This is a genomic window from Micromonospora sp. DT4 (genome assembly GCF_049841675.1).
In the GTDB taxonomy this organism is placed as follows: Bacteria; Actinomycetota; Actinomycetes; order Mycobacteriales; family Micromonosporaceae; genus Micromonospora.
In genome coordinates this window covers 1-789 of record NZ_JBNCKT010000328.1, presented here as the reverse complement: position 1 = coordinate 789, position 789 = coordinate 1, and the positions used below count along the sequence as shown (strand labels likewise).

The 789-nt window shown below is 63.2% G+C and carries 1 protein-coding gene; it reads right to left on the bottom strand.

All coding sequences use genetic code 11. The annotated features are described in order from the left end of the window. Positions 1–17: 17 nt before the first annotated feature. Positions 18–692, bottom strand: a complete 675-nt coding sequence (locus ACLQ24_RS29935) for an IS630 family transposase (RefSeq protein WP_425895088.1) — start codon at positions 690–692, stop codon at positions 18–20. Positions 693–789 lie beyond the last annotated feature (97 nt).

The following is a 789-nucleotide window of genomic DNA, read 5'->3' as shown; positions in this document are numbered from 1 at the left end:
CTAGTAGAGCGTCGTGTCTAACGTTCTGGGTATAGGTGGCGGAGTCGGGTACGGGCGTCGTTGGTGGTGAAGTGCCAGTTCACCTGTCGCTGGTCGGCGTTGGTGGATGTTTGCCAGGCGGTGAGTTCGGTGTTGAGGACGTCAAGGTCACTGATGCGGCGATCGAGGCATTGGCGGGTCAGGGCGGAGAGTTCGATTTCGGCGACGTTGAGCCAGGATCCGTGCTTGGGGGTGTGGTGGATCTCGAGTCGCTGGGCCAGCGCATGCGCTTTGGCTGGCTCGAAGGCCTCGTAGAGTGATCCGAGGGTATGGGTGTTGAGGTTGTCCATCACCAGCACGACCTTGGCGGCGTCGGGGTAGTCGACGGTGAGGAGGTGGTCAACCTCGTGCGCCCAGTCCACACGGGTTCGCCGTGCTCGGGCGATGACACGTCGGCGGCCGGCCAGGGGTTCGACCCACACGAAGATCGAGCACGTTCCGTGGCGTACGTATTCGGAGTCCTCTTTGCGGTCACGGCCGGGTGCTGCGGGGATGGGGTCACGGGCGTGCGCGAGGAGCTGGTAGGGCTTCTCATCCATGCACACCACCGGCACCGCGGGATCGTGGGGGCGGGCGTAGACGTCCAGGACGTCTTCCATCCGGGCAGCGAACTCACCGTTGGCTTTGGGCGGGATCGTCCAGCACTTCTTCAGGTGAGGACGTAACGCCCCCTTTTCAGGACCCGGCCGATCGTGGAATGGTCCAGGTCAGGAATATCATCGATCAACGCGACATGCTTCTCCAGCAGCC